This is a genomic window from Cellulomonas iranensis NBRC 101100 = JCM 18110, from assembly GCF_001552375.1.
Taxonomy (GTDB): Bacteria; Actinomycetota; Actinomycetes; order Actinomycetales; family Cellulomonadaceae; genus Cellulomonas; species Cellulomonas iranensis.
In genome coordinates, this window is record NZ_BCRB01000121.1 from 1 (window position 1) to 8,115 (window position 8,115).

The 8,115-nt window shown below is 78.4% G+C and carries 8 protein-coding genes; 5 read left to right on the forward strand and 3 right to left on the reverse strand.

Annotated elements, in window-relative coordinates; genetic code table 11:
- Window positions 1-930 (reverse strand): DUF4349 domain-containing protein (locus CS2_RS16905; protein ID WP_070320854.1); only part of this gene is annotated, 930 nt, incomplete at its 3' end.
- A 118-nt stretch (window positions 931-1,048) separates the two neighbouring features.
- Entirely contained in the window at window positions 1,049-1,981 is a 933-nt protein-coding gene (locus CS2_RS16910) for a DNA-3-methyladenine glycosylase family protein (RefSeq protein ID WP_233421242.1), read from the reverse strand.
- Window positions 1,982-2,487: 506 nt separating this feature from the next.
- Between CS2_RS16910 and CS2_RS16915 the strand changes: the two genes are divergently transcribed.
- Window positions 2,488-3,780 (forward strand): mechanosensitive ion channel family protein, encoded by a 1,293-nt coding sequence (locus CS2_RS16915; protein WP_370876037.1) that lies wholly within the window; start codon window positions 2,488-2,490, stop codon window positions 3,778-3,780.
- A gap of 25 nt (window positions 3,781-3,805) precedes the next feature.
- Here the strand turns inward: CS2_RS16915 and CS2_RS16920 are convergent, their stop codons facing one another.
- Window positions 3,806-4,414, reverse strand: coding sequence for a hypothetical protein (locus tag CS2_RS16920; protein WP_070320855.1), 609 nt, complete (start codon window positions 4,412-4,414; stop codon window positions 3,806-3,808).
- A 209-nt stretch (window positions 4,415-4,623) separates the two neighbouring features.
- Between CS2_RS16920 and CS2_RS16925 the strand changes: the two genes are divergently transcribed.
- From CS2_RS16925 to CS2_RS16940, 4 genes are all read left to right on the forward strand, one after another.
- Window positions 4,624-5,142, forward strand: coding sequence for a methylated-DNA--[protein]-cysteine S-methyltransferase (locus tag CS2_RS16925; RefSeq protein ID WP_070320856.1), 519 nt, complete (start codon window positions 4,624-4,626; stop codon window positions 5,140-5,142).
- 40 nt (window positions 5,143-5,182) lie between these two features.
- Window positions 5,183-5,731, forward strand: a complete 549-nt coding sequence (locus tag CS2_RS16930) for a DUF1697 domain-containing protein (protein WP_046528810.1) — start codon at window positions 5,183-5,185, stop codon at window positions 5,729-5,731.
- Window positions 5,732-5,854: 123 nt separating this feature from the next.
- A complete protein-coding gene (locus tag CS2_RS16935) occupies window positions 5,855-7,051 on the forward strand; it encodes an alcohol dehydrogenase catalytic domain-containing protein (protein WP_070320860.1) in 1,197 nt (398 codons plus the stop codon).
- A 23-nt stretch (window positions 7,052-7,074) separates the two neighbouring features.
- On the forward strand, window positions 7,075-8,106 hold the full coding sequence (locus tag CS2_RS16940; protein WP_070320857.1) for an NAD-dependent epimerase/dehydratase family protein: 1,032 nt from the start codon (window positions 7,075-7,077) through the stop codon (window positions 8,104-8,106).
- The last annotated feature ends 9 nt before the right edge of the window (window positions 8,107-8,115 follow it).

Below are 8,115 nucleotides of genomic sequence, written 5' to 3' on the forward strand. Positions count from 1 at the left end.
GGGGGCGGGGGTTCCGGGCGTCGGCGCGCCCGCCGTGCCCGCCGCGGGCGCCCGGCGGCGGCGCTGCCACGCGAGCACGAGCCCGACGACCACGCCGCCCGCGAGGGCCCAGGGCAGCAGCACGCCGAGCACGACCAGCGCGCCGCGGACGGCGGCCGTGAACGACGACCAGCCGGTCCCCAGCCCGTCGAGGAACGTCGCCGGGGCGGTCTGCTCCGGCGCGGCGTCGGGCGCGTAGATGACGAGGGAGACCGTGGACAGGGCGACCCGGTCGGCGAGCCGCGCCCGCTCCGCGCGCAGCTGCTCGAGGGTGGCCTGCCGCTCGGTCAGCGCCTGCTCGGCGGAGATGACGTCGGCGTTCGTCGTCGCGCGGGCCAGCAGGTCCGACATGCGTGCGACCGACAGCTCGGTCGCCGCGACGCGGGCGTCGAGGTCCTGCGCGGCGCCCGTCACGTCCTCGGTCTCGAGCTGGAAGTCGCGCACGTCGCCGATCTCGCGCAGGTCGTCGGCGATCGTCGACATCGCGCTCGCGGGCACGCGCACGGTCAGCTCGGCGGAGCCGGGGTCGCCCGCGTCGTCGCCCGAGCGCTCGGAGCGCGCGTCGACGCGGCCGTCGACGCGCTCGACGAGCGCGACGACCGCGTGACCGGCGGCGACCGGGTCGGGCGCGAGCATCGTCACGTGCGCCGTCTGGACGACCTGCTGGCCCGAGGCGGTCCCGTCGGCGGCGACGTCGGCGGTGTCGACCCCCGTGTCGTCGCCCGCGCGCACGGCGCCGCCGTCGGCCGCGGGCGCGGCCTCGGAGGCGCCGCCGTCGTCGGCGGAGCTGCAGCCCCCGAGCGCGAGCGCCGCGAGCACGAGCGCGAGGAGCGCGGCGCGGCCGCGGCGCGGGGAGGGGCGACGGGCGGGACCCTGCGGCAGTGGCGTCATGCCTGGCCACGGTAGGGACGGTCGGACTCGTCCGTGGTGGTTCCGCCCGATCGTGACCCTGCCGTCACCGGACCGGCACCGCCCGGTGACCCTGCGGCGCCGTCCGCCGCGCGTGCCGTCAGACCGGCACGGCGCGCGACGCCCACAGGTGCGTCGCGGCGAACGCGCGCCACGGCGCCCACGTGCGGCCCGCGGCGGCGGCGTCGCGCGGGTGCTCGACGCCCAGCGCGCGGCGCAGCACGAGGTCGCCCGCGGGGTACGCGTCGCGGTCGCCGAGCGCGCGGAGCGCCACCACGTCGGCCGTCCACGGCCCGACGCCGGGCACCGCGAGCAGGCGCTCGCGCACCGCGGCCACGTCGACGCCCGGCGCCAGCACCAGCCCGTCGGCGCACGCCACGGCCAGCGCGTGCACGGCGCGGGCGCGGGCGTGCGGCACGCGCAGCACGGCCTGCAGCGCGACCGGGTCGACGTCCGCCACGTCGGTGGGCGTCGGGAACGTCCGCAGCCCCGACGCGTGCGGGCGCCCGTAGGCCGCGGCGAGCCGGCCGCCGGTCGTCGCGCCCGCGCGCAGCGACACCTGCTGCGTGAGCACGGCCTGCACGGCCGTCTCGAAGCCGTCGGGGTGCCCCGCGACGCGCAGCAGCGGGCGGGCCGCGAGCAGCGGACCGAGCACGGGGTCGGCCCCGAGCGCGGCGTGCACGGGCGCGAGGTCGTCCGCGAGGCCGAACCAGCGGTCCGCGAGCCGCGCGAGCGCGGCGGCCGGCACCGGGGCGTCGGTCCGCAGCACCACGCCCTCGGCGGTCACGGCGGCGGTCACGGCGACGTGACCGCCGCCGAGGTCGACCAGGCGCCGCACCGCGCCGTCCCCGACGCTCTCGACGCCCGGCACCGCGCGCGCGGCCGTCGACGCGAGCACGGGTGCGGGGTCGAGGGGCACGCGCACGGCCAGCTCGACGACCGACCCGCGGGCCTCGCCCGTGGGTGGGGTCGTCGACGTGCCGGCGAGCACGGGCGTGGGCGCGGCGGGGCCGACGGACGGGAGGACGGGCACCACACCACGGTAACGACGGGGTCCGACAGCGCTCGGCGGCCGACGTCCCGGGCCGCGCTCGGCAAAGCGTCGGTAGCGTCCTGGTCGCACGTTCGAGATGCGCCGGTCACACGACGGTGCCATGCTGTCGGTCAGTAGCCGATCGCGGTCCACCGCGACCGGCCGCCGGCGGGTCATCAGATTCACGTCACGTCCGCAACGCCACAGGGTCCGGCGAGAGCCGGACCGGCCCCTCGGGGCCAGGGAGCCTGCCACGCCTCGTGCCGGCGAGACGGCTCTTGCACCGGGTCCCGCCTCCGTCCGCGGAGGCGGGACCGGTCGTTCCCGGGCGGTGTGACGTTCGTCGCGATCTGCCCGTCCCCGCTCGCGGACCCCCGCCGGCCCGTGCCTACCGTGGTCGCGTGACGCACCCCGTTCCGGGCGCGCCGACCGCCGTCGCGGCGCCCACCCCCAGCCCGTCCGAGTCCGCCGTCGCCGCCGTCGCGCGTGACGTCGGCGGCGCCCTGCTGCCCGTCGTCGCGGTCGTCGTCGCCGTCGTGGCGGCGTACCTCGCGGCCGCCGCCGTCGCGGCGCTCGTCCGCCGGGTCGCGCACCGCGCGCCCGTGGCGGCCGACCTGTCGCGCCGGTCGCGGCGCCCGTTGCGCGCGACGCTCCTGGTCGCCGCGGTGTGGCTCGCGCTGCGCGTGTCGACCGACGCGGCGTCCCCGTGGCGTCCCCCGGTCGAGCACGTGCTCCTCGTCGCGCTGATCGTCGCCCTGACGTGGCTCGTCGGGTCGCTCGCGTTCGTCCTCGAGGACGTCGCGCTGCAGCGCTACCGCGTGGACGTGCGCGACAACCGGCACGCGCGCCGCGTGCGCACGCAGGTGCAGGTGCTGCGGCGCATCACGGTCGCGGTGCTCGTGCTCGTCGGGGTCGCCGCGGTGCTGCTCACGTTCCCGGGCGCGCGGGCGTTCGGCGCGAGCATCTTCGCCTCGGCCGGGCTGCTGTCGATCGTCGCGGGCCTCGCGGCGCAGAGCTCGCTCGCCAACGTGTTCGCGGGGCTGCAGCTCGCGTTCACCGACGCGATCCGCGTCGACGACGTCGTCATCGCCGACGGCGAGTGGGGACGCATCGAGGAGATCACGCTGACGTACGTCGTCGTGCACGTGTGGGACGACCGGCGCCTGATCCTGCCGTCGACGTACTTCACGACGACGCCCTTCGAGAACTGGACCCGCCGCTCGGCCGAGCTGCTGGGCACGGTCGAGATCGACGTCGACTGGCGCGTGCCGGTCGAGGCCATGCGGGCCGAGCTCGCGCGCCTGCTGTCCGTCACGGACCTGTGGGACGGCCGCGTCGGCATCCTCCAGGTCACGGACGCCGTCGGCGGGCTCGTCCGGGTGCGGGCGCTCGCGTCGGCGTCCGACGCGCCCACGCTGTTCGACCTGCGCTGCCACGTCCGCGAGGGGCTGGTCGCGTGGCTGCAGCGCGAGGCGCCGGGCGCGCTGCCGCGCACGCGCCTGGAGTCCGACGACGCCGCGCCCGCGGCTCCCTCTCCGCACCCCGTGCCCGCCGCGCGGGTGGCCGGCCCGGACGGCGGCGACGCGCGGCTCTTCACCGGCAGCATCGAGGCCGTCGCGCGCTCGCAGGCCTTCGCGGGCCCGGGCCCGGACGTGCTCGCCGAGCGTGCCCGGGGCGACGACGCGTCCGACGGCCCCGCCGACGAGCCCTCCGACGCCGCGCCCGGTGCCGTGTCCGACGCCGCGTCCGCGGTCGGCGCGGACGCCGGACGCGCGGGTGCCGCGCCGCGCGAGCGCTGAGCCGGCGTCGACCGCCGGGACGCCGTCAGTCGTCGAGCCACGGCGTCCAGCGTCGGCGCAGCGCGCGGTCGACCGCCGCGAGCACGGCCGCGCCCCCGAGCCACGGACCCCACGCGTCCGGCGCCTCCCACAGGGCGGGCGCCCGCCACGCGACGTCGACGTGCGCGAGCGCGACCTCGACGAGCCGCAGCGTGGGCGGCACCTGCGCGAGCAGCCCCACGACGAGCACGAGCCACGCGACCGCCGCGACCGCGCGGCTCGCGGTCGGGTGCTCGCGGTCCATGCGGTCGCGCCACGCCTCCGACGTGCCCGGCAGCGGGTCCAGGTCCCGCCGCCCGGCGGCGGTCTCGAGGTGGGCGTGCCGCACGCCGAACGTGCTGAGCGCGACCCGCACGCTCGCGCCGTCGTCCAGCGCGAAGCGCGCGGGGGAGCGGCGCTCCTCGACCAGCCGGCCGTCGCGGTAGAGCCGGAGCCTCTCGTCCAGGTCGAGGTAGTGCACGTCGACCACCCAGTGGCTGCCGGCGTGGTGCGTGCCGAACGCGCCGCGCCACAGCGCGGACCAGCCGGTCACGGGCCGGAACGTCGCGGCCGGGCCGGTGTCGTCGGGGCGGGGCGTCGCGTCGTCGTCGTCCATGGTGCGGCCAGTCCAGCGCGCGACGGTCGCGACCGTCGTCCGGCGGACGGACGGTCGTGCGGGCGGCGTCTCCTCCGGACGGCGGAGGTGGCGCCCGTGCGTGCCCCGCGGGGCCGGCCGGGCGCGGGACCTCACGTCGTGCCCGCCCCGCGCGTCTGCTCCGACGGGCGCGCGCGACGCGTGTCGGTGGCCGGCGGGAGGATGAGGGCATGACGACGAGGTACGCCGTGGTGGGGTCACCGGTCGGCGACGTGGCCGTGGCGGTCGCCGACGGCGCCGTGACGGACGTGCGGCTGCCGCACCCCGACGGCTCGGCCGCGACCGACGGGCTCGGCGAGCCCGCGGACCCGGGCGACGACCCCGTGCTGGGCGCCGCGGTGCGGCAGCTCACCGCCTACTTCGCGGGCGAGCTGCGCACGTTCGACCTCCCGCTGCGCCCGCGCGGCACCGCGTTCCAGCAGCGCGTGTGGGAGGGGCTCGCGCGCGTGCCGTACGGCACGACGACGACGTACGGCGCGCTCGCGGCCGCCGTCGGGCTCGACCCACGCACGACCGCGCGCGCGGTCGGGGCGGCGAACGGCGCGAACCGGCTGCCGGTCGTGCTGCCGTGCCACCGCGTGGTCGGCGCCGACGGCACGCTCACCGGGTTCTCCGGCGGGCTCGAGTGCAAGCGCGCGCTGCTCGCGCTCGAGGCGCGCGTCGCGACCGGCGCGAGCACGCTGTTCTGAGCCGGCGGGACGGACGGGACGACGAGGGGAGCGTGACGCGATGACGGTGCTCGTCGCCCTGCTGCGCGGGGTCAACGTGGGCGGTGCCACGCGCGTGCCCATGGCGGACCTGCGGCGCGTCGTCGCGGACGCCGGGTACGGCGACGTCCGCACGCACCTCAACAGCGGCAACGTGCTGCTGACGAGCGACGACGACCCGGCACGCGTCGCCCGCACGCTGCGCGACGCGTGCGCCGCGGCGTTCCCCGTGCAGCCCGACGTCGTGGTCCGCACGCGCGACGAGCTGCACGCCGTGCTCGCGGCCTGGCCGTTCCTCGACCGCGACGACGACCCCACGCACCACCACGTCGTGCTCCTGCCCGGCGACGCGCCCGCCCGGGTGCCCGACGTGCCCGTCGAGCCGCCCGAGGACCTCGCCGCGGCGGGCCGCGAGCTGTACCTGCACCTGCCGCACGGCGTCGGTCGCAGCCGCCTCGCCGCGCGGCTGACGACCGGCGCGCGGCCCGTCGGCACGGCGCGCAACCTGCGCACCGTGACGGCCCTCGCCGCGCTCGCGGACGAGCTCGACGCCACGACCCGCGCCGGCTGACGCGCGACCGCGCGTCAGCCGGCGTCGCGGAGCGCCCGCCGGGATGCGGCGGGCGCGCACCGGTGCGACGGTGGCGGGGCGCCCGGCCGGGCGACGCGAGCCGACGACGAGGTGGTGGTGCGCGTGCGTGCGCTGACGTGGCAGGGCCGGGAGGACGTGCGGGTCGAGGACGTCCCCGACCCGCGGGTCGAGGAGCCCACCGACGCGGTGATCCGCGTGACGTCGACCGCGGTGTGCGGGTCCGACCTGCACCTGTACTCGGTGCTCGGTGCCTACCTGCGCCCCGGTGACGTCCTCGGCCACGAGGCCATGGGCGTCGTCGAGGAGGTCGGCGAGGAGGCGGGGCGCCGGCTGCGGGTCGGCGACCGGGTCGTCGTGCCGTTCGGCATCGCGTGCGGCACGTGCCACATGTGCGCGCTCGGCCTGCAGAGCCAGTGCGAGACCACGCAGGTGCGCGACCAGGGCAAGGGCGCGGCGCTGTTCGGCTACACGTCGCTGTACGGCAGCGTGCCCGGTGGTCAGGCGCAGTACCTGCGCGTGCCGCAGGCGCAGTACGGCCCGCTGGTCGTGCCCGACGACGGCCGCCCCGACGAGACGTACCTCTACCTGTCGGACGTGCTGCCGACCGCGTGGCAGGCCGTCGAGTACGCGGCCGTGCCGCCGGGCGGCACCGTCGTGGTCGTGGGGCTGGGCCCGGTCGGCCAGATGGCGGCCCGCATCGCGCTGCACCGCGGCGCCGGGCGGGTCGTCGGGATCGACATCGTCGCCGAGCGCCTGCTCATGGCGGCCCGCCACGGCGTCGAGGTGATCGACGCGGCACGCACCGACGACGTCGTGGCCGCCGTGCGGGACCGCACGCACGGGCGCGGCGCCGACGCCGTCGTGGAGGCCGTCGGCATGGAGGCGCACGGCTCGCCCGTCGCGGCGGCGGGGCAGCGGGCGGCGTCGTTCCTGCCCGACGCGCTCGCGCGGCCCTTCATCGAGAGGGCCGGCGTCGACCGCATGGCCGCGCTGCAGACCGCCATCGGCGTCGCCCGCCGCGGCGCGACCGTGTCGGTCGTGGGCGTCTACGGCGGCGCGATCGACCCGTTCCCCATGATGGACGTGTTCGACCGCCAGCTGTCGTTCCGGTTCGGCCAGGCCAACGTGCGGCGCTGGTACGACGACCTGCTGCCGCTCGTCGCCGACGAGTCCGACCCGCTGGGCGTGCACGACCTGCGCACGCACCGCGTGCCGCTCGAGCAGGCGCCGCAGGCGTACGACGTGTTCCAGCGCAAGGCGGACGGCTGCATCAAGGTCGTCCTCGACCCGGCCGCCTGAGCGGCCCGGACACGGAGGCACGCATGAGGGTCGTGGTGGTCGGTGCCAGCGGCAACGTCGGGACGGCCGTGCTGCGGCGGCTCGCGGCCGACGAGACGGTGACCTCCCTGGTCGCGGTCGCGCGCCGCACGCCGCGACGGCCGCCGCCCGCCCCGTACGACGCGGCGACATGGGTCGCGTGCGACGTCGGCGCCGACGACGAGGCCGCGACCGTCACGACCCTCGCGGACGCGTGCGCGGGCGCCGACACGGTCGTGCACCTCGCGTGGGCGATCCAGCCGAGCCACGACCGGCAGCGGCTGCGGGCCACCAACGTCGTCGGCTCGCGGCGCGTGCTGACCGCGGCGGGTCGCGCGGGCGTCCCGCACGTCGTGGTCATGTCGTCGGTGGGCGCCTACGCGCCGTCGCCGGGGGACGAGCCGCGCGACGAGTCGTGGCCCACCGACGGCGTGCGCTCGTCGTCGTACAGCGTGGACAAGGCGTCCGTCGAGCGGCTGCTCGACGAGGCCGAGGCCACCACCGACCTCGTCGTGGCGCGCCTGCGGCCGGCGCTGGTGTTCCAGCGCGCCGCGGGCGCCGAGCAGTCCCGGTACTTCCTGGGCCCGCTGGTGCCGACGCGCCTGCTGGACGGCGAGGTGCCGGTGCTGCCGTGGCCGCGCGGGCTGCGGCTGCAGGCCGTGCACGCCGACGACCTCGCGGACGCGGTGCGCGAGGCGGTCGTGCGGCAGGTGCGCGGCGCGTTCAACCTCGCGGGTCCCGGGGTGGTGCGCGGTCCCGACGTCGCGGCGCTCGTGTCGCGCGCGCGGCTGCGTGAGGTGCCGCCGGCGGCGGCGCGGGCCGCGCTGTGGTCCGCGTGGCACGCGCGCGTCGCGCCGGTCGGTCCCGGGTGGCTCGACATGGGCATGTCGGCGCCCCTGCTCGACACCGGGCGCGCCGAGCGCGAGCTCGCGTGGCGGCCCGCCCGCAGCGGCGTCGAGGCCGTGCACGAGGCCGTCCGGGGCATGGCGTCCGGCGCGGGCACCGCGAGCCCGCCGCTGCGCGGGCGCCGCGTCTGACGGCCCTGC